The sequence below is a fragment of the Capnocytophaga gingivalis ATCC 33624 genome, assembly GCF_000174755.1.
GTDB classification, from domain to species: Bacteria; Bacteroidota; Bacteroidia; order Flavobacteriales; family Flavobacteriaceae; genus Capnocytophaga; species Capnocytophaga gingivalis.
Genome location: NZ_ACLQ01000031.1, coordinates 46,365 through 68,601 on the forward strand (window position 1 = coordinate 46,365; position 22,237 = coordinate 68,601).

The 22,237-nt window shown below is 38.9% G+C and carries 11 protein-coding genes; 2 read left to right on the plus strand and 9 right to left on the minus strand.

What is annotated here, in order from left to right; all coding sequences use genetic code 11:
• Positions 1–3 precede the first annotated feature (3 nt).
• Both CAPGI0001_RS10785 and carA read left to right on the plus strand, forming a co-directional pair.
• Complete coding sequence (locus CAPGI0001_RS10785) at positions 4–1,458, plus strand: DUF4832 domain-containing protein (RefSeq protein WP_002670016.1); 1,455 nt, start codon at positions 4–6, stop codon at positions 1,456–1,458.
• A gap of 250 nt (positions 1,459–1,708) precedes the next feature.
• Positions 1,709–2,815 (plus strand): glutamine-hydrolyzing carbamoyl-phosphate synthase small subunit, encoded by a 1,107-nt coding sequence (gene carA / locus CAPGI0001_RS10790; RefSeq protein WP_002670032.1) that lies wholly within the window; start codon positions 1,709–1,711, stop codon positions 2,813–2,815.
• A 60-nt stretch (positions 2,816–2,875) separates the two neighbouring features.
• Here the strand turns inward: carA and CAPGI0001_RS10795 are convergent, their stop codons facing one another.
• From CAPGI0001_RS10795 to CAPGI0001_RS10840, 9 genes are all read right to left on the minus strand, one after another.
• On the minus strand, positions 2,876–3,556 hold the full coding sequence (locus CAPGI0001_RS10795; RefSeq protein ID WP_002670067.1) for a DUF2625 domain-containing protein: 681 nt from the start codon (positions 3,554–3,556) through the stop codon (positions 2,876–2,878).
• 70 nt (positions 3,557–3,626) lie between these two features.
• On the minus strand, positions 3,627–5,207 hold the full coding sequence (gene atpA, locus CAPGI0001_RS10800) for a F0F1 ATP synthase subunit alpha (protein WP_002670085.1): 1,581 nt from the start codon (positions 5,205–5,207) through the stop codon (positions 3,627–3,629).
• A gap of 297 nt (positions 5,208–5,504) precedes the next feature.
• Complete coding sequence (locus tag CAPGI0001_RS10805; protein WP_040360307.1) at positions 5,505–7,163, minus strand: SusD/RagB family nutrient-binding outer membrane lipoprotein; 1,659 nt, start codon at positions 7,161–7,163, stop codon at positions 5,505–5,507.
• A gap of 21 nt (positions 7,164–7,184) precedes the next feature.
• On the minus strand, positions 7,185–10,277 hold the full coding sequence (locus CAPGI0001_RS10810) for a SusC/RagA family TonB-linked outer membrane protein (protein ID WP_002670074.1): 3,093 nt from the start codon (positions 10,275–10,277) through the stop codon (positions 7,185–7,187).
• Between the two features lie 320 nt (positions 10,278–10,597).
• Positions 10,598–12,205, minus strand: coding sequence for a SusD/RagB family nutrient-binding outer membrane lipoprotein (locus CAPGI0001_RS10815; RefSeq protein WP_002670093.1), 1,608 nt, complete (start codon positions 12,203–12,205; stop codon positions 10,598–10,600).
• A gap of 21 nt (positions 12,206–12,226) precedes the next feature.
• Positions 12,227–15,307, minus strand: coding sequence for a SusC/RagA family TonB-linked outer membrane protein (locus CAPGI0001_RS10820; RefSeq protein WP_002670119.1), 3,081 nt, complete (start codon positions 15,305–15,307; stop codon positions 12,227–12,229).
• Between the two features lie 254 nt (positions 15,308–15,561).
• Positions 15,562–17,184 carry a SusD/RagB family nutrient-binding outer membrane lipoprotein gene (locus CAPGI0001_RS10825; protein WP_002670050.1) on the minus strand — a complete coding sequence of 541 codons (1,623 nt, stop codon included), beginning with the start codon at positions 17,182–17,184 and terminating at the stop codon, positions 15,562–15,564.
• Positions 17,185–17,202: 18 nt separating this feature from the next.
• A complete protein-coding gene (locus CAPGI0001_RS10830) occupies positions 17,203–20,280 on the minus strand; it encodes a SusC/RagA family TonB-linked outer membrane protein (protein WP_002670013.1) in 3,078 nt (1,025 codons plus the stop codon).
• 282 nt (positions 20,281–20,562) lie between these two features.
• On the minus strand, positions 20,563–22,218 hold the full coding sequence (locus CAPGI0001_RS10840; RefSeq protein ID WP_002670035.1) for a SusD/RagB family nutrient-binding outer membrane lipoprotein: 1,656 nt from the start codon (positions 22,216–22,218) through the stop codon (positions 20,563–20,565).
• Positions 22,219–22,237: the final 19 nt, after the last annotated feature.

Consider the following 22,237-nt stretch of genomic DNA (forward strand, 5'->3'; position numbering starts at 1 on the left):
CCCATGAAACCTGTTTATTTATTTCTCTCCAGCATACTGCTCTTTGCCAATTGTCAGAAAAACAATTCTGAAGAAACAGTTCTCTCTGTCCCTACCGATTACAGTCAGATGGAGATGAAACAGTATACAGAAAGTCAAGCAGACATTCTTAATCCTGAACGAGGATTCTATACACATCGTGGTTTCTCTGCCAATAAAAAAGAAACACTCTCTGTCAGTGATATCCAAAAATATCGCAAGGAAGGCATTTCTCTTGTTTTCACGATCTACTATTTGAAAGAATTCCGAGATAGGCCTATATCTGAAGCTTTTCTTGAGCAAATTCGTCACAATATGAGAGTACTCCGCGAAGGAGGTAATAAGGCTATTCTACGCTTTGCTTATACTTCTTCCAGAGACGAGAAACCTTGGGATGCCCCTTGGGATATTACCCAAAGACACATCGCTCAGCTCAAGCCTATTCTGCAAGAATATTCAGATGTCATTTGCCTAATGGAAGCTGGCTTTGTAGGGGTGTGGGGAGAATGGTACTATACAGATAACTATGTGTACAAGCCCAAGGAGGGAGAGTATACCCCTAGAGCTCGTGTTCTTACCGCTCTTTTGGATGCACTCCCTTCGGATAGAATGATTGCTGTACGCACGCCTCAGGCCAAACTCCTCACTCAGGGCATCAGCGCCAAAGATACTCTTAGCGCTTCGACAGCCTTTCAGGGAACTCCTCTATCTCGTATTGCCGCACATAATGATTGCTTTTTAGCAGACAACGATGATAGAGGTACCTTTGCCAACAACCTCATGTACCGCAATTTCTGGAAGGCAGAAAGCAAATATGTCGCCATGGGGGGAGAGACTTGTGCTCTTTCTTCGTTAGCTATATGTAGCAATGCCTTGGAACAACTCTCTCAGTATCACTGGTCTTACCTCAATCGAGACTATCATCAAGATGTTTTCCAACAATGGAAAGGAGGGAAATGCCTTGATGAAATCCAAAAACGATTGGGCTATCGCTTCTCTTTAGTCAAAGGGTATTTCACCAAGACTCCTAAGATAGGAAGTCCTTATCAGATAGAATTGCAGCTAAAAAATACTGGATGGGCTTCCCCTTTCAATCCTCGCAACGTAGAGCTGTTGTTCGTCTCTGAGGAAAATCCTCGTGAGAAATACAAAATCACCTTGACAGATGATCCTCGCTACTGGTTTGCTGGAAAAACAAGCACCATAAGGACTACTTTTTTGTTACCTAACAGTATGGCAAAAGGCAAATATACTATCTACCTAAACCTACCCGATCCTCGAGAGACCCTTTACCTCAAAAAGGAATATAGTATCCAACTGGCCAATAAAGATGTATGGAATCCACAGAAAGGATACAACAAAATACAAAAGGTTACTCTCTCTGAAATAGGGGAAAATAACTTAGGAAATATACGCTCTTTAGCAAAATTTACTGAATAAAAATGAGATTATTTTATTATAATTTCTTTTGAAAAGGGGATGTCCCCTATTGACCACAATTCAGGATGTACCTTACTATAATTTAGTAACGAACATCGCAGAGAAATACACATAGCTCTCCAAGCACAAGCAGATATAGGAAATCTCTTCTCTGTAAAAGCAGGAATCGCTATCAAAATTTAATCAAAAAAATCGTTATTTCTCCGATAAAAATTGTATTTTTGCACCATAACACAATTGTGATTATTCGATGAAATATACACAAAAAAAACCGGCTATAATCCTCTTGGAGGATGGCACTATTTTCTATGGGAAGGCCGTAGGAAAAGAAGGAAGTGCCTTTGGGGAAATCTGTTTTAATACAGGAATGACAGGGTATCAGGAAATTTTCACTGACCCTTCCTATTATGGACAAATTATGGTAGCTGCTACCGTTCATATAGGTAATTATGGAACTTTCTCCCAAGAGAATGAGTCCGAAGGAGTAAAAATTGCAGGGCTTGTATGTCGCAATTTTAGCGAATTTGGTTCTCGCCCTATCAGTGAAGAGACTTTAGGAAACTTCCTCGAAAAACAAGGTCTATTTGTGGTAAGTGAGGTAGATACTCGTGCCTTAGTCTCCTACATCCGTGACCATGGAAGTATGAACGCTGTACTCTCCACCGAAGTGGAGAATATAGAGGGGCTCAAAGCCCGACTTAAGGCACAACCTTCCATGAAAGGATTAGCCTTAGCTCCTAAAGTATCTACCAAAGAAGCTTATTTTGTAGGTGATGAAAATGCACCTTTCCGTGTTGCTGCTTTGGACTTAGGTATCAAGCGTAATATATTGCGTAACTTAGCTGCTCGTGGTGCCTATATCAAGGTGTTTCCTCATACAGCTACTTTTGAGCAGCTCAATGCTTTTACTCCAGATGGTTTCTTCCTCTCCAATGGTCCCGGTGACCCTGAGCCCTTGACTGAGGTAATAGCTCTTACCCAAAAACTTATTGAAAGTGGCAAACCTATTTTTGGTATCTGCTTAGGCCACCAGCTTATTGCCCTCTCCCAAGGTATCCCTACCTATAAGATGCGTAATGGACATAGAGGTATCAATCACCCTGTGAGAAACCTCCTTACAGGAAAAAGTGAGATTACTTCTCAAAACCATGGATTCGCTGTTAATAAAGAATTAGCCGAGAAAAACCCAAATATTGAGATCACTCACCTGCACCTCAATGATGGTACAGTAGCGGGTATCCGTCTTAAGAACCGCCCTGTATTCAGTGTACAATACCACCCTGAAGCCGCCCCAGGTCCTCATGATGCGAGCTATCTCTTTGATCAATTTATTGAACTAATGACCAATAATAAATAAACTAAAATAGGAAACGCCTCACAGATCTGTGAGGCGTTTCCTATGAATTGATATTCTCTATTATTCTTTCTCCAAGAGTTGTCTTTGCATATCCATCGTAAGGCGATAACTTTCCTCTATAGGAACTACCTTTCGACTGACAGCCTCTATCTGTTGTCCTTCTTTTGTCCAAAGGAAAGGAAAGAAAGAAAATACCTGATTCCCATTAAGCTTGGAAACTTCTTCCTGCCATCCATCCCAATAGAAAGGCTCATAAAACATATGTATATCTCCGCCCAGTGTCCAGCTGACAAATTCGGAATAACCACAGTTCATAGGCTCCCAAGAGAGTGTATCAGGAGCTAAATAGTACATCTGCCCTAACCCCTCTTGTCCAAACGCCCCTCCATTGATAGCAAAAAGTCCTCCTAAGATATCATCGGCTACCAAGAGGTATGCAGGTGGCTCTCCATAGTTCTCAAAAGTCTTTCCTTTATTCCACTGAAACATCCCTCTGTCCAATCTTTCACAGCCTGAACCTAAGATACGTATCCAACCGTTATTTATAAGAATGCCACCCGTCTCATAGAGAATAGCTCCCATAGGAGAACGAGTAGTTACTTGTGCATTGAGAAGCTCTGCCTCGGCTCGCTTAGCATCTCGAGGTAATACTTCGTATGGATTGGTAGCCTCTTGCATCCATTCTTCTACCAAGTCCCATCCTGGCTCTTCCTTATTGATCAATTCTTCTAATGTTCTCATATCCTGCTTTTTTATAAAAATATTGCCTTACAAAATGTAAGGCAATATCTCAAATATTAAGTCAATAATTTTATTTTACATAATTTTGAGCTACTTCTTTGGCAACTTTTTCCAATACAGCAGTAATCTCATCATTGATTTTTCCAGCTTTAAGCTCCAAGAGAACATTCTCGTGTGCTGTACGAAGGTTTTCCAAGTATTCTTTTTCGAACTCACGTACTCTCTCTACAGGAATTTGACGCAATAGGTTCTTAGACCCTACATAGATAATTGCTACCTGATCTTCTACCTTGTATGGAGTATTAGAAGATTGTTTGAGAATTTCCACGTTGCGTTTTCCTTTCTCAATCACATTGCTTGTAGCTGCATCAAGGTCAGAACCGAACTTAGCAAAAGCGGCTAATTCGCGGAACTGTGCTTGGTCAAGCTTAAGAGTACCAGCTACCTTCTTCATAGACTTGATCTGAGCCGATCCCCCTACACGAGATACAGAGATACCTACGTTGATTGCGGGGCGCACTCCAGAGTTGAAGAGGTCAGACTCAAGGAATATCTGTCCGTCAGTGATAGAAATCACGTTGGTTGGGATATAAGCAGAAACGTCTCCAGCTTGAGTCTCTATCACTGGTAATGCAGTAAGAGATCCACCACCCTTTACAAGGTGCTTGATAGAGTCTGGAAGGTCATTCATATTGCGAGCTACATTATCATCTTTGATTACCTTAGCCGCACGCTCTAAGAGACGAGAGTGTAAGTAGAACACGTCCCCAGGGTAAGCTTCACGTCCTGGTGGGCGACGAAGCAAGAGAGATACCTCACGGTAAGCCATTGCTTGCTTGGAAAGGTCATCATAGATAATAAGGGCAGGGCGACCTGTATCACGGAAGTACTCCCCTATAGCAACCCCTGCAAAAGGAGCATATACCTGCATAGGAGCTGGATCGGAAGCATTAGCCGCTACGATAGTAGTATAAGCAAGCGCTCCTGCATCTTCCAAAGTCTTGGCAATACCTGCCACTGTAGAGGCTTTCTGACCAATGGCTACATAGATACAATATACAGGGTTACCTGCATCATAAAATTCTTTTTGGTTAAGGATAGTATCGATACATACTGTTGTTTTCCCTGTCTGACGGTCACCAATCACAAGCTCACGCTGACCACGACCAATAGGAATCATGGCATCAATAGCCTTAATTCCTGTTTGCAAAGGCTCATTCACTGGTTGGCGATAGATTACCCCTGGAGCCTTTCGCTCAAAAGGCATTTCGTAAAGTTCGCCTAAGATAGGGCCTTTGCCATCGATAGGTTCCCCTAAGGTATTGATTACACGACCTACAATCCCCTCCCCTACCTTGATAGAGGCAATGGTTTTGGTACGCTTTACAGTATCTCCTTCTTTTATTTGAGTAGAAGAACCGAGGAGTACTACCCCTACATGATCTTCTTCTAGGTTGAGCACCATTCCTTCTTGTCCAGACTCAAAGTGGACAAGCTCCCCATTTTCAACTTTGGAGAGACCAAAAATGCGAGCAATCCCATCTCCTACTTCTAACACCGTCCCTACCTCTTCCAAAGATACAGACGCATCGAAGTTTGCTAGTTGTTTTTTAAGAATCGCTGAAACCTCAGCCGCCTTTATTTGTGCCATTATTTTTATGTATGAATATTCTTTTTATTTGTTCTAATTTTTCTTTTAGAAACACTTCTATAAGTTACCGCGCAAAGATACAAAAAAAAATCAAATCTACCATACTTTTACAAAGAAACTTTTTATGACTAATGCTTATATTGAAAATGATTAATACTATTGCTAGTCAAATCTTTCTGTATGGCGTATTGGTTATTACTCATTGTCTTATGCTATCTTTATTTGTCATAAGTGTTTAGAAAACAAAAAACAGCTGCAAAATGCAGCTGTTTTTTGTTGAATAGTTATTAATTGTTTCTATTGTTTGGCAAAAATAAGTTTTTTATTCATCACATCGGTAGATCCCATACCCATGTTCTTCAAAGCTTCTTGATAGTTAGCCAAGTTGATATTCTTATATGTCAAAGGATAACGGAGACGTTCTGGGAAAGGCACTCCATCTACCAATGAAGTAAAAGAGTAAGTAGTTATAGTAGAACCATTCTTATCTTGTACTGGTTCTACCATAGGTATACCTCTTTCTCCATCTTTTATAAGTACTGAAGGATATCCTGTACGGCGGTACTCTGTCCAAGCCTCATTAGGATTCATATAGAGGGCTATATACTTTTGGGTCATTACAGTTTCCTCTGTAGCAGCAGGAAGAGCCGTAACAAAAGCAGTTATCTTACTGCTTTCTACACCCCATTTTTCCATAGAAGCTTTTACTCCTTCTTTGTACTTAGCATCATCCCAAGTTCCATTCACTACATAGTTAGCTTCAGAAAGCAAGAAACATACTTCTGAATATTCCATAAACACTTCTGCATAGTCCGCAGATAGAATCTTCTGTGAGAATAGAGAAACTATACGTCCTGAACCAAATTGAGAGTCACTATAAGATTCACTAATTCCGTAAGGCATTCCTACATATTTAGTAAGATCCGTAGTTTCTTGATATTGACCATCTCTTACTTGCTCTATTTTAAGACCCTTAGGAGTCACATATTTTTGCAAACGAGGGTCCACTCCAAAGCCTAAACTCGCTCCTCTAGTTCCCTTAAGCATATCCACAAGTGTATTGGCTGGGGAATAGTCAGTTCTCTTATCTACAAAATAGTTCTTATAAATAGGAGAAGCATTTATATCATTTTTTTCATAAGGAAGCTCTACAGTATCTGCATTAGAAGCCATTACTGGATATTGAGCAGGATTTTGCACAATCTCTTTGATAACATCAATAGCTTTCTGTTTTAGTTCTGCATCTTGCACCCTTGAAAGGTGTATAGCGATACGCAAACGCAATGAGTTACCAAATTTCTCTAAGCGTTCAGGGGTCTTGAAGACCATATCTCCTGCTGTAAAGACATTTGATTTTGACTTGTTTATTTGTGCTACAGCTTCCTTAAGATCATCCAACATATCCATATAAATATCCTTCTGAGAAGCATATTTAGGAGAAATGTATTTTTCCAACTGTAGCGCTTGGAACTTAGGATTATCCTTTCCATGCCAAGAGTAATAAGGAACATCTCCAAAAGTTTCAACAACAATGCTCATCGCATAATTCATCATAATACGTGCAGCAGCTATTTGATTGTCATTATCTCCATAAAGAGCTGTTTTCTCTTTAGTCTTAGGATCTGTATTGAGTTCTATTATTTCCTTATAGATACCTGCTACTTGGTAGCAGAAACGCCAGATATAGTCTCCCGCTGTATCCGCGTAAAGAAATCTACTTTCCTTAGTATAAGCGGTTTGAGCGGTATATTGCATCCAAGTACGAATAAGCTTTCCTGAAGTAGTAGTATACCTCGTATAGTCCATTAGTCTCTTGTTAGCACCATTGAACAAAGCATAAGGAAGAGATGTTTTAGGTTTATTAGGATTCGTATTGATCTCTTCGAAATCTTTTTCACAACTAGAGGTAGCAAAAAGTAGCCCTACCCCACATAAAATAGATACTATTTTTTTCATGTTCGTCATCTTAAATTTGTTTTATAATTTTAAACCTAAGCTCATACCGAAGGAACGAGTAGAAGGCAAGGAAGTCTCACCGATACCTTTGTTAGAAGCAGCGATTTCAGGATCCATACCATCCCAATCAAGACCAGTAGTCCAAAGATTGTTTCCAAAGATAGAGATATTAACTCCTTTGATATGTTTTTTCTCTGTTAGAGGTACATCATAAGAAAGGGTTACACTTCTGAGCTTAAAGTAAGTTGCATCAAAAATATTTTGAGCATCTACCCCACGATAGAAAAGTCCTCCATATGCTTTAGGGCTGAGTCGTGCATCGTTAGGTTGTCCTGCTTTAGGAGTTCCTGGTGCAAATACTCCGGGTACTACAATACCTTTCTGTCCATCTATATATTGGGTGCTCTTTTCACGCATTCCATTATCAACGGTTTCACGTAGAGTACCTGTATACATACCTAGCATATAGGCATTAGCAAAATATTTCCCTCCTTTTTGGAAGTCAAACAAGAAAGACAAACTTACAGGACCATACTTAAATGAATTTCTAAGTCCCATTGTATAATCAGGAATAATAGTTCCTAAGGCCTTAGGTTCTGAAGTAACATATTTACCTGACTTATCTACTAATTTATTTCCTTTATCATCATATACGAAGTCTCTACCAAAAAGCTGTCCATAAGCTTCTCCTTCTATTGCATAGAGAGATACCAATCCTGAACTATCATTAGTGATTTTGTAACGAGTAGTACCTGGGTAAAGTTTTAAGAGCTTATTGTTGTTCTTAGCAAAATTCCAACTTACATTCCAAGAGAAATTTCCTACTTTCACAGGAGTAGCTGAAAGAGATACTTCTATACCTTTATTAGACATCTCTCCACTATTCACCATTTTGTTTACATACCCATTAGCTCCATCCACAGGAAGCGGAATGATTAAGTTCTTTGACAAGATATCATATACAGAAACATTCGCTGAAAGTCGATCGTTGAAGAAGCGCAATTCCAAACCTGCTTCTTTAGTTTCCTTAATCTCTGGGACTAGGTCTGGGTTATTTTGAGTAAATGGATGTAAATATACAGGACTTCCATTAAAAGGTAAGTTAATAGTAGGATAAGTAAGCAACTGATAAGGTCCTGTATCATTACCTGCTTGTGCCCATGCTCCACGTATTTTACCATAAGAAAGCCAAGATGGTTTGCTCTTCCATGCATTGGTAAATACAAATGAACCCGTTACTGAAGGATAGAAAACTGGAGCTGATACAGTAGAGAAATAATCCTGACGGCCTGTTACCTCTACGAAAGCCATTCCTTTGTATCCAAAAGAAGCCATTCCAAAAATACTATTGGTTCGTCTCCAACTACGATAATTGCTAGAAGAAGGCGTTTCTACACTATTTTCTAAGTTATAGAAGTCAGGAAGCACAAGCCCTCCATTGGTTTTTCCTTGTACCCATTGATACCTTCCTTCACGGCGAGCCAAGCCTATAAATCCTGTAAGGGTAAAGTCTTTCCCTAATTTAGGAGTATAGTGCAAACGTGTTTCATAGTTAAAATCAGAATTAGTATAATTAGTTACTACATAAGAAGCTGTCTCTTTTGAACCTACTGCTACACGAGCTTCTGTATTAAGAGCATAAATATCTCCATAGGCCTTAGCTACCCAATACAAATTATCTGTAAAATTGTAAGTGAAACCAATATTACCAAAGAAACGATGACGCTTGTCATTGCTGGTATTCTCATAGAGCGTCCAGTAAGGGTTATCTGCATAACGAGGAGTTCCATCTTCTGCTGACTTTCTATTCCAAGTACGATGTGTTCCATCAGGTGCCTTATAATAATCCTGTAATTTTTGAAGATCCAACTGACGCTGTGTCCATGCATATAATACTTTGGAAATAGGATTCTTCATTGTATAAGAGTTTTCTGGGTTCTCACGAGAAGTGATAATGTAGTTAAACCCTCCTTCACTCTTTAGCTTTTTAGAAAGAGTAGAGTTAAAGCTAATAGAGAGATTGGTTTTTTCCAATTTGGTATTAGGAATAATCCCTGTTACTTCATTATTACCTAAAGAGAAACGCAAATTAGTTCCTCCTACTGCACGAGATACAGAAACTGAATTAGAAAGGTTAACACCTGTTCTATACAATTTATCTACGTCATTCTTAGGAGCCTGCCAAGGAACTGGCTTAAGGTAATGTTGAGGAAGATATTTTTCATCAAATGCATACCAAGGTAGATAAGGTGTTCCATCATATTCAGGTCCCCAGCTCTCATCACTCTCGTAAGCAGCTATATTATAGGTTTGACCATTCTTAGTATACTTTTTAAAAGCATTAGCTCTACCACCCCCAAAACGGTTTTGCAACTTAGGAGCAATATAATGAGTTTCAAAAGCCACAGAAGACTTTACATCAATCGTTGTCTTCCCTGACTTTCCCGATTTAGTGGTGTAGATAATCACCCCATTACCTCCACGGCTACCATAAAGAGCAGTTGCAGCACCTCCTGAGAGCACGGTCACAGATTCTATATCTTCTGGGTTGATATCCCCAGCAGCATCTCCGAACTTACTATCAGCTCCTCCTACTGTTGCCATAGGCACCCCATCAATTACGATAAGTGGCTGGTTACTACCAGTGATACTCCCTACCCCACGAATGGTTACATTGGTATTACCACCCATAGAAGAAGTAGTACTAGTCTGTACCCCCGCTACGTTACCAGAAAGCCCTTGATCCGCATCTGTTTTTTGGGTAGCATATCCTACAGCGTTTTTATCACGCTTGATACCCAAAGCTCCTGCTTCTCCTTCTTGAGAGGAAGCGAGTTGAAGAACTGCATCCATGGTGGTAGAGAGACCTACCTTCATTTCTACATTCTTGTACCCTGCGGCAGAGAACTGGATCACTTCCCCTTCTTTGGCCATGATTGTATAAGTCCCCTCAGGACTCGTTTTAGTGGTACGGGTAGTGCCGAAAACCGTTACACTAGCCCCTGCTACAGGCTTTCCTGTGGCATCTTTTACGCTCCCAGAGAGATTCTGCTGAGCGAATGTCATTGTCGTAAAGACAAAGCAAATCCATAAGAATAATTTTTTTAAGTTCATATCTCTTGTATATTCATTAGTGTCACAAATTTACGTTTTTTATTTGAATTATGAACGATTTTATTTAATATTTTTTTTACATATACCCACATTAATACTCACTATTATTCATAAATTTAACACCCATTATATATTATGTTTATTATTTTGATTTAATTTGACAATATAAGAAAATAAATTCTTCATACATAATAATAAGTTGCTACTCTTTATAGATTTTTTATACACTTCTTTGAACAAAAAGATTGTCCAAAAGAGGCTTTAATAGTCTATTTTTAAAACCTCTTTGGACAATCTTAAAATGAATGAAATTAATTATATTAATGTCTTGCAAAGATTAGCTTCTTAGCCATAGAATCCTCTGACATATTCATATTTTTAAGGGCTTCTTTATAATTTTCAAAATTAATAAGCTTATATGTAGTCGGATAGTATAGGCGCTCAGGCAGGTCTGTAAGTTCCGCTACAGTAGAGGTGAAGGTATAAGTAGTCTCACCTGAAGTAGTAGGTTTGTTCAAAGGAACTGTTTCTCCCACCTTAATAAGTGTCTGAGGATATCCTGTTCTCCTATACTCAGCCCATGCTTCGTTAGGATTCATATATAATGCTATATATTTTTGGGTAATCACATTTTCCTTATTAGCTGTAGGAAGTCCATTAGCAAAATTTGTTGCTACGGTGGGGTCTACCTCCCATTTTTCCATAGAAGCAATTACTCCTTTTTTATACCATTGAGAATCCCATCCATTTACTTCAGAGAGTAAGAAACATACCTCTGCATACTCCATATAGACTTCTGCATAATCTGCCTTAAGAATCCTTTTTCCAAAGAAAGATACATCTCTTCCTGAATTAAACTGAAAGTCAGCCATGCTTTCTTCCATTCCATAAGGCATTCCTACATATTTAGAAAGATCTGTAGATTCTTGATATCCATCTCTTGCTTGGTATTTAGTAAGCCCCTTGACAGCAAAGTATTTTTGTAAGCGAGGATCCACTCCATAATTACCTCTTTGTCCTTTTAATAATTGTACAAAACTATTAGCAGGGGCATAGTCGGTACGATTATTCACATAATAGTTCCTAAATATAGGAGAAGGGTTTGTGTTGTCATTATCAAAAGGACGCTCTACTGTATCTGCATTGGACTGCATCACCTTAGTTCCATCCTTAAGCTCATTGATGGTTTCATTTGCCAAGCTCCTAAGTTGAGAATCCGTCACTTCATGTACACGAACAGCAATACGCAAACGAAGTGAATTAGCAAAACGCTTCATTTTTTGAGGCGTACCAAAGATGCGATCTCCTTGAATGAATACATAGGGCTGTGATTCATCTATCTGATCAGTTGCTTCTTTGAGTTCCTTCAGTAGATCCATATAGATTTCCTTCTGTGTAGCATATTTAGGAGAGATATATTTGTCCATCTGCAAAGCTTGGAAATTAGGATTATCCCTACCTCCCCAAGAATAATAAGGGATATCTCCAAAGGTTTCTACTAAGAGATTGAAAGTAAAAGCCATCATAATACGAGCTGCTGCTATTTGGTTGACATTACTTCCATATTTAGCAGTTTCATTCTTTGTTTTTGGATCCGTATTAAGTTCTATTATATCCTTATAATTACCAGCAGCCTTATAAGGATATCTCCATAGGTAATCTCCTGAATTATCTCGATATAAGAATCTACTTTCGGTAGTATAAGTTGTCTGTGCGGTATATTGCATCCAGGAACGCATCATCTGTCCTGAAGTAGTGTACACCCTTGTATTACTCAGAATAAGCTTATCAGAGCTATTGAACAATGCATAACTCAAAGGCTTCTGAGGTCTGTTGGGATTGGTATTGATTTTCTCAAAATCTTTCTGGCAACTAGTACTTAGTAATAATCCCACCCCACAGAATATAGTTGTTAATATATTTTTCATTTCTTTATTATATTAAATTTTTTACAATTTTAATCCTATGCTCATACCAAAAGAGCGAGTAGTTGGTAAGGAAACTTCCCCTATCCCTTTGTTAGAAGCAGCTGTTTCAGGATCCATACCATCCCAGTCAAGACCTGTAGTCCAAAGATTGTTTCCAAATAGAGTAATATTCAATCCTTTGATATTCTTCTTTTCAGGTAGAGGAACATCATAAGAGATGGAGACATTTCTCAATTTTAAGTAAGTAGCATCGAAGATATTTTGAGTATCAATACCTCCTCGATAGAATCCTTCCCCATATCTTTTAGGAGAGAGTACTTTAGTATTGCGCTGTCCATTGGCCAAAACCCCATCGAGAACAATACCTCTTTCTTCTACTCTTCCATTTCTTGTAATCAAATCACGTATCCCATTTTCAGTAGTTTCTCTCAACATACCTGTAGACATTCCCACCATGTGAGCCGCTGAGAAATACTTGCCTCCTTTTTGGAAATCAAACTTAAAGGAAACACTCAAGTGGCTATATTTGAGAGTATTGGAAAGCCCCATAGTATAATCTGGAATAATAGATCCTAAGGATTTTAACTCTGAAGGAGCGTATTTACCATTAGCTTGAATGATCTTATTTCCTTTATCATCATATTTAAAATCTCTACCATAAAGCTGTCCAAAAGCCTCTCCTTCTATAGCATAAAGAGATACCAAACCATATCTATCTGATGTTACTTTGTATCGCTTGATACCAGGAGCCAATTTGATCAATTCGTTTTTATTCTTAGCAAAATTCCAACTTACATTCCATGAAAACTTACCTACTTTCACTGGAGTTGCAGATAGAGATACCTCAATCCCTTTATTGGACATTTTTCCACTATTAACCCTTTTGCTAATAAAACCATTAGCCGCATCAACAGGAAGAGGAATAATAAGATCCTTTGAGAGAATATCGTATACAGAGACATTGGCAGAAAGGCGATCTTTGAAAAGACGTAGTTCTAATCCTGCTTCTTTAGTTTCTTTTATTTCTGGTACTAATTCTGGATTATTCGATACATCAGGACGAGAATAATCAGGAGCTCCTCCAAAAGGATTGTGTACAGTAGGATAGGTTACCAATTCATAAGGATTAGTATCATTTCCTGCCTGAGCCCAAGCTACACGTACCTTACCATAAGAAAGCCAAGAAGGTTTCTTTTTCAAAGCTGAAGTGAATACAAAGGAACCTGTTACTGAAGGATAAAATACAGGTTTGGAAACAGTCGAGAACCAATCTTGGCGTCCTGTTAGCTCAACAAAAGCCATTCCTTTATATCCGAAAGAGAGCATTCCAAATACACTATTGGTACGTCTCCATGAAGCATAATCAGAGGCTTGAGGGGTTTCTTTACTATTCGCTAAGTTATAGAAATTAGGAGAGACAAGACCTCCAACTGTTTTCCCTGAAGACCAGCCATATTTTCCATTACGACGAGAGAGCCCAATAAACCCTGTTAGTGTAAAATTCTTTGAAAGCTTAGGAGTATAGTGCAAGCGAGTTTCATAGTTGAAATCTGAGTTATTATACACTGTTTTAGTATAATAAGGAGTTCCAAAAGAACCTACTGCTTTTCTATCTTCCTTAGTGAGACTATAAATATCTCCATAGATTTTTCCTACCCAATATAATTGGCTTGAAAATTCATAAGTAAAACCAATATTTCCAAAGAAACGATGGCGCTTATCATTATTTGTGTTTTTATTAAGTTCCCAATAAGGATTGTCCACAAATTTGGGTTCAGCATTATTCCATGCTGTTCTGTTCCAAGGTCGCTGATCTCCAGCCTCATTTTCATAATATCTTTCCAAATTTCTCATATCCAACTGTCTTTGGCTCCAAGTATAATGCACTATAGCCAATGGATTATTCACTGTATTGGAAAAATCAGGATTATCGCGTTCGGTCAAGACATAGTTAACCCCTCCCTCACTTTTGAGTTTTGAAGACAACTTAGAGTTAAAATTGAAAGAGAAGTTTGTCTTCTGCAATTTGGTTGTAGGAACAATCCCAGTTACTTCATTATTTCCTAAAGAGAAGCGAAGATTGGTCCCTGACAAGGAGCGAGATACAGAAATAGAATTGGATATTCCCACTCCTGTTGTATAGAACTTATCTACGTCATTATCTGGAGCCTTCCAAGGCACTGTTTTCAGATATTTCTCTGGAAGATATTCTTTGTCGAAAGCATACCAAGGGAGGTATTGTTGGTTTTCGAATTTAGGCCCCCAGCTTTGATCTACTGCATAGCGAGCTATTTTATATTGTCGTCCATCGATATTAACTGTTTCAAATCGTTGAGAATCTCCACCTCCATACTCGTTTTGCAGCTTAGGAGCAATATATATTTTTTCAAAAGTTACCCCTGATTTCACATCAATAGAGGTCTTTCCTGCTTTTCCCGATTTGGTAGTATAGAGAATTACCCCATTACCTCCACGACTTCCGTAAAGAGCTGTAGCGGCTCCTCCCGATAGGACAGTTACAGACTCTATATCTTCAGGATTGATATCCCCAGCAGCGTCTCCGAACTTACTATCAGTACCTCCGACAGTAGCCATAGGCACTCCATCGATGACGATCAAAGGTTGGTTACTTCCTGTAATAGTACCGACCCCACGTATGGTAACGTTGGTATTTCCTCCCATAGAAGAAGTCGTATTGGTCTGCACCCCTGCTACACTCCCTGAAAGGTTATCACTGGCTCCTGCTTTTTGAGCGGTGTAACCTACAGCATTTTTATCACGCTTAATACCGAGAGCCCCTTCTTCTGCGGCAGCTTCGGCCTGTGGGAGTACCACATCAATAGTAGTAGAAACCCCTACTTTTACCTCCGTACTCTTGTAGCCAGAGGCTGAAAAATGGAGTACTTCATTTTCCTTAGCAGAGATTGTATAGGCTCCCTCTGCATTGGTTTTAGCGTTGCGCTGAGTTCCTACCACAATAACAGAAGCCTCCGGTAAGGGTTTTCCTGCACTATCCTTCACACTTCCAGAAATTTTCTGTTGAGCAAAGGTCGTAGCTGAAAAAGCTATAAAAAGATATAGCCACAATTTTTTAAAATTCATATCCTTTGTGTTTTTATTAGTAGGACAAACTTACGTTTTTTTTCTGAATATCCATCACTTTCTGTATATTTTTTTTAGCACTTTATATTTTTTTAAACATAAATCATACATAATAAATCTTATAAAAACTTAATTCATTGATTATAAAGCAGCTTAGAGACAAAGCACACCAAAAGGGGGATAGTAAAAAAAGAGACTGTCGGGAAAGACAGTCTCTTTTTGTTAAGAGATTATTTAATTACTAAAGAAACAAACTAAGGGCGACGTTGACCTCTATCAAAGATAAGTCTCTTGGTAAGAATATCTGTAGTCATCTGCATTGATTTCAATGCATTCTGGTAATTAGCCTCATTAATTACTTTGTATGCTACAGGATAAAACAAACGTTCAGGAATATCTGTAAGATCGGCTACTAAGGACTCAAATCTATATTTAGTTTGTCCTGCCTCAGTAGGAATATTTAAATCGGTTTCCTCATTTACTTTAATAAGGGTATGAGGATATCCTGTACGGCGATATTCAGCCCAAGCCTCATTTGGATTCATGTAGAGAGCAATATACTTCTGAGTCAATACATTTTCCTCATTAGCTGCAGGAATTGTATTCAAGAAGTTAGTTATCTTAGTATCAGCTACTCCCCATTTTTTCATAGAAGCTTCTACCCCTTTCTTATACCAAGTATTATCCCATCCGTTTGCTTCGGAAAGAAGGAAGCATACTTCAGAATATTCCATGAATACTTCAGCATAGTTAGGTTGGAGTATTCTACTACTGAAAAATGAAACTGCTACTCCTGATTTAAACTGAAAATCGGCCATACTTTCGTCCAAACCATAAGGCATTCCTATATAGTCATTGAGATTGTCACTTTCTGTATAGCGTCCGTCACGAGCCTGATACTTAGTAAGTCCCTTAGGAGCGAAGTATTTTTGCAAGCGAGGGTCTACTCCAAAATTTCCTCTTTGCCCTTTGAGTAACTGTACAAAGCTATTAGAAGGAGAATAATCCACACGATTGCTTACAAAGTATTCTTTGTAGATAGGGGCAGGGTTTGTATCGTCACTATCAAATTGGAGCTCTACTGTATCCGCTTCACTTTGCATTACTGCAGTACCTGCTTTTAGTTCATCAATGCTCTGTTGTGCAAGGGTTCTAAGCTCTGTATCTGATACATCTTTCAAACGAATCGCAAGGCGTAGGCGCAAAGAGTTGGCAAAACGTCTCATCTTATCAGGAGTTTCAAAGATATAATCTCCTTCCTTGAACACATAGGAATCACTGACTATTTGTGCAGCAGCTTCCTTAAGTTCTTTCAACAAATCTGTATAAATTTCCTTTTGAGTAGCATATACAGGAGAAATATATTTTTCCAACTGTAAAGCTTGGAAACGTTCTGGATTAGGAGATCCATAGGAATAGTAAGGTACATCTCCAAAAGTTTCTACCAAGAGTGCAAATGTATAGGCAAGCATGATACGTGCTGCTGCAATTTGATTTTCACTTTTTCCATAAGTAGTCATTAGTTCCTTAGTCTTAGGATCGGTATTCAAATCAATGATGTCCTTGTAGCCCCCAGCTACTTGATAAGGGTAGCGCCATAGGTAATCCCCTGCATAGTCACGGTATAGGAAACGGCTTTCCTTGGTATAGGTGTCCTGAGCTGTATATTGCATCCAAGAGCGAAACATCATTCCTGAGGTGGTATAGTTACGAGTATTCTTGAGGAAGAGTTTCGTAGATCCATTGAACAATGCTGTAGGAAGTGCCTGTTGTGGTCTATTAGGATTGGTATTAATTTCTTCAAAATCCTTTTGACAACTGGTGGTAGTACCCAAGAGAGCAAGCCCACCTAAAATTATGATTGCTAATCGTTTCATATCATATTCTATTTAAAGTTATAATTTTAATCCTACACTCATACCGAAAGAGCGTGTAGTAGGAAGAGAGATTTCTCCTATCCCTTGATTAGAGGCAGCTGTTTCAGGATCCATACCATCCCAATCCAATCCAGTTGTCCAAAGATTATTACCAAAGAAAGAAACATTCACATTCTTGATATATTTAGTACTTGGTAGAGGGACATCATAGGATAGTGACACACTTCTGAGCTTTAAGTAAGTTGCATCGAAGATATTTTGTTTGTCCACAGCACCTTGGAAGAATCCTTCTCCATAGGTCTGAGGGTCAATTCTCTTCGTATTGACAGCTCCACTTCTTGTGACACCTGGTAGAACAATCCCTTTTTGATTCTTAGGTCCTGTAGGATCGTATTCACGTATACCTCCTGCAACTGTCTCACGAAGCATACCTGTACTCATCCCTGTCATGTGAGCGGCAGAGAAGTAATTACCTCCTTTTTGGAAGTCAAATACGAAAGAGAAGTTCAAGCGACCATATCTGAAGCTATTGGTAAGTCCCATAGTATAGTCAGGGATGATATTTCCTAAGGCTTTAAGTTCAGAAGTTGCATATTTCCCATTGGATTGTACAATTCTATTTCCCTTGTCATCATATACAAAGTCTCTACCATAGAGTTCTCCAAATGGACGACCTTCTATCGCATAGAGAGATACCTGTCCATATTTGTCCCAATTCACCCTATAGGTTCTGATACCAGGAGCCAATTTTTCCAATTTGTTTTTATTCTTAGAGAAGTTCCAGCTGAGGTTCCAGTTGAATTTTTCTGTCTGTATAGGAGTTACAGACAAGGTTACTTCCACCCCTTTGTTGGACATTTCTCCACTGTTTACATATTTCCAGTTATATCCGTTGGCAGCATCTATAGGTAGTGGGATGATAAGGTCTTTGGAGAGAATATCATATATAGAAGCATTGATAGAAACACGATCCTTGAAGAAGCGAAGTTCGAGACCTGCCTCCTTAGTTTCCTTTATCTCAGGTACGAGGTCTGGATTGTTGGATGTATTGGAGCGAATATAGTCCGGACTACCTCTAAAAGGAGTATTTACGAGAGGATAGTTCATCAATCGGTAAGGACCAGTATCGTTACCCGCTTGTGCCCAAGCTACACGTGCTTTACCATAAGAAAGCCAAGAAGGTTTGCTCTTCCATGCAGAAGTAAAGACAAAGGAACCTGTTACAGAAGGATAGAATACAGGCTTGGACACAGTAGAGAACCAGTCCTGACGACCAGTTACTTCCACGAAAGCCATATTCTTGAATCCAAAAGAAGCCATTCCATATACACTATTAGTACGTTGCCAAGAAGAATAATCAGAAGCTTGTGGTACTTGCTTACTGTTAGACATATTATACAAATTAGGAACTACCAAACCTCCTACTGTTTTTCCACTTGACCAAGCATAACGGCTTTCACGACGAGACATACCCACAAATCCGGTAAGAGAGAAGTTTTCCCCTAACTTAGGAGTATAGTGTAAGCGGGTTTCATAGTTGAAATCGGTATTATTATACACAGTTTTCTGATAGCTTGGCACCCCATAAGCCCCTACTGCATTTCTATTTTCTTTGGTATAGTAATAGATATCTCCATATACTTTTCCTACTAAGTAAAGATTTTCTTTGAAGTGATAGGTAAGTCCCAAGTTTCCAAAGAAGCGGTGACGCTTATCATTATTGTAGTTCTTATATACTTCCCAATAAGGGTTATTAGCGAACTTAGGTTCTTCATTATCCCAAGCAGTACGGTTCCAAGTACGTTGTCCTCCAGCTGGATCTATGTAATATTTTTCCAAATTTCTTACATCCAACTGGCGGTGGCTCCAAGCATAGAATACATTCGCCAAATCATTATTCACCGTATTGGCATAATCTGGATTGGTACGGGAAGTTATTACATAATTGAATCCTCCTTCACTCTTAAGTTTTTTAGAAAGATCTGCACTAAAACTGAAAGCAAGGTTTGTCTTGTGCAAATCGGTATTAGGAACGATACCATTTACCTGATTGTTACCTAAGGAGAAACGTAGGTTGGTACCTGAGAGGGAACGTGTTACTGAGAAAGAGTTGGACACCCCTACCCCTGTACGATAGAATTTTTCAATACCTTTTTGTGGAGCTACCCAAGGTACAGGTTTTAGATAATGTTCTGGAAGATATTTTTGGTCAAAAGCATACCAAGGAAGGTACATTTTACTAGAATCATACTTTGGTCCCCAGCTTTGGTCTACTGCATAACGGGCTAAATTGTATTGCTGTCCATTGATTGTAGCTCTTTCAAACTGCTGAGAATCTCCACCTCCGTATTCGTTTTGAAGAACAGGAGCTATATAAGCCGTTTCAAAGGTAACTCCAGATTTGACTTCAATAGAAGTTTTTCCACCTTTACCTGATTTGGTAGTAATAAGGATTACCCCATTACCTCCACGGCTTCCGTAGAGTGCTGTTGCAGCACCTCCAGAGAGTACGCTTTGGGATTCTATATCCTCAGGGTTGATATCACTGAGCGCATCCCCTGTGTTCTTACCATCTCCTACGGTAGCCATAGGCACCCCATCAATTACGATAAGTGGTTGGTTACTACCTGTTACGGTACCTACCCCACGAAGGATGATATTGGTATTCCCACCCATAGAAGAAGAAGAACTGGTTTGAGCTCCCGCTACGGCACCTGAGAGGTTCTGCCCTCCCTCTGTATTTTGGGTATTGTACCCCACAGCATCCTTGTTACGCTCGATTCCCAAGGCACCTGCTTCCTGTTTGTTTTCCATAGGGAGCAATACTGCATTCACTACGGAGGAGAGCCCCACCTTAATTTCTACGTTTTGATACCCCTGAGCGGAGAAGCGAAGCGTTTCCTCAGCTTGTGCTTGGATCGCATATGCCCCCTCGGAGTTAGTTGTTGCACTACGGCTGGCGCCTACCACTTGCACGGTAGCTCCGGCCACGGGTTTCCCTGTGCTATCCTTCACACTCCCTTTTACAGATTGTTGTGCAAAGGCCATTGTCGTAAAGACAAGGAAACACAATAGAAGTAATTTCTTTAGGTTCATATCTCTTTATGATATTTGATTAGATACCCAAAAGTACGTTTTTTTTCGCTATTATCCTACAGCCAAAGATAAAAACCAAAAAAATTATGTCCTACTTATTATTTATAATTTTTTATACTAAAAAAGGGGAGAGTATAGCCACTAAAAAAGAAAAATATACTGTTTTTTATAATTTTATTTTTACACGGCTTTTAAGAAGAAAGAAGGGATATTTGTCTTTTTTTAGACAAAAAAAGCCATCTTTTATAAAGATGGCTTTAAAATATGATTACAAATTCACTTTTACTGACGTGTAGCGAAGATTAGTTTATGAGATCTAGCATCATTAGGATTCCCCATGTTCTTAAGGGCTTCTATATAATTTAAGTTGAGCCCAGTATAGGTATCTGGATAGTTCAATCGATCTGGTATGCCACTAACATCCTTAGCAGAAGGTTCCTTTTTGAACTCATATACAAGAGGATTTCCTTCGGGATAGTTACCTCTTACACGTTCGCCTACTTGGATCAGTGTTTTAGGATAGCCTGTTCTACGATATTCTACCCAAGCTTCATCTGGATCCATATATAAGGATATGTACTTTTGGGTAAGGACATTTTCCTCATTCGCTGCAGGGAGTGCTGCCATAAAGTTAGATTTTCTAGTACCTGTGATATCCCATCTGTCCAAAGAAGCTTCTACCCCTTTTCTATATAGAGCATTATCCCATCCTCTTAATTCAGAGAGGATAAAACATACTTCTGAGTAGTCCATAAGTACTTCTGTAGCAGTAGCTGACAATATTTCTTTAGAAAAGAGAGAAACTCTATCTCCTCCATTGTACTGGTCAGTAGTAGCTCCTTCTTGCATACCATAAGGCATCCCTACATAACTAGTAGTATCGATAGGATTGCTTTGATCTAAGGTATAACCATAGTACACATCCCATTTACCCATACCTTTAGGTGCGAAATACTTTTCCATACGAGGATCTACACTTCCAAAGTTCAGACCTCTGTCATTAGCTTTTTTATTATTTCCTGCAAGAAGTTTTACAAAATTACTAGAAGGCAGATAGTCCACACGGTTTCCTACATAATAATCATAGTAGATTGGTGCAGGATAGGTATAGTTATCCTCAAAAGATAATCCTACTCTTTCTCCTTCTCCCAAAAGTTCAGTTTCTGTACCTACAGTGGTGTAATGATTAATGATATCCGTAACTTTTTGTTTCAATTCAGCACCTAATACAGTAGCATTAGCTCCTTTCAAGTGATTAGCAATGCGCAAGCGCAAAGAGTTGGCAAATTTTTTCATTTTTGCTGGAGTACCAAAAATAAAATCTCCATCTTTAAATACATAAGAAACAGAAGTATCCATCTCACTTATGGCTTGGTCTAATTCTTTGAGAATATCCAAGTAAATATCCTTTTGAGAGGCAAATACAGGAGTTACATAAGTATCTGTCTGCAAAGCTTGGAACTTAGGATTATCGGGATCCAAAGCAGAATAATAAGGAACATCTCCAAAAGATTGTACCAAAAGACTAAAAGTATAAGCCATCATGATACGAGCTGCGGCTATCTGGTTTTCATTCTTTCCATAAGCAGCAACCAATTCTTTCGTTTTAGGATCCGTATTAAGATCTATAATAGTCTTATAATCCATAGCTCGCTTATAACCTTGAAAATAAATTGTACTAGGTCCATTAGGATCCAATAGGTAACGACTTTCCTTAGTGTAAATAGGCTGTGCGGCATATTGCATCCATACACGCATTTGCTTCATATTATCATATCCTCTTGTATTATTCATCAGAGCTTGGTTACTGCCATTGAATAAAGCGTAGGTAAGGTAATCTTCTGGTACGTTTGGGTTTTTATTAATTTCTTCAAAATCCTTTGTACAACTTCCTAAGAGGAGTCCAGCTCCTAAGGTGGCTATTAGAATTTTTTTCATGTTCGTCCAATTTTAGTTT